Raw genomic sequence first — 362 nt, 5'->3', positions numbered from 1 at the left:
GGCCGGGGATGGGCACCGGATACAACCATCGTGCTCCATCTCCCTAGGGGAAAGCACGGTCTGGTCGCCCGGGATGGCGCCATGTTGGCGCAGGCGTCTCGCACGTTGACGGTGCAACTGCCGCAGGGCACGATGCTCCGGTTGCAGCAATGGCTGGCGGAACTCGGGTACTTGCCCCTTCGATGGACGCCCACGGAGGGGGCGCGGGCCGGGCGGGGGTGGGACTCGGTGTACCAACCGCCGACAGGCCAATTTACGTGGCGCTATACGGCGGTCCCCACCGCTCTGAAATCCCTCTGGAATCCGAGGTACTGGACCGCTATGACCCAAGCCGCGGTGATTGCCTTTCAACACCAGCAGCA

The 362-nt window shown here is 65.5% G+C and carries 1 pseudogene; it reads left to right on the top strand.

The window, feature by feature from the left end:
- Positions 1 to 362, top strand: a pseudogene (locus tag HIJ39_RS23485) (hypothetical protein); the annotation flags it as partial.

This window comes from Sulfobacillus harzensis, assembly GCF_012933365.1.
GTDB lineage: Bacteria > Bacillota > Sulfobacillia > Sulfobacillales > Sulfobacillaceae > Sulfobacillus_B > Sulfobacillus_B harzensis.
This window is presented reverse-complemented; position numbering and strand designations above follow the sequence as displayed.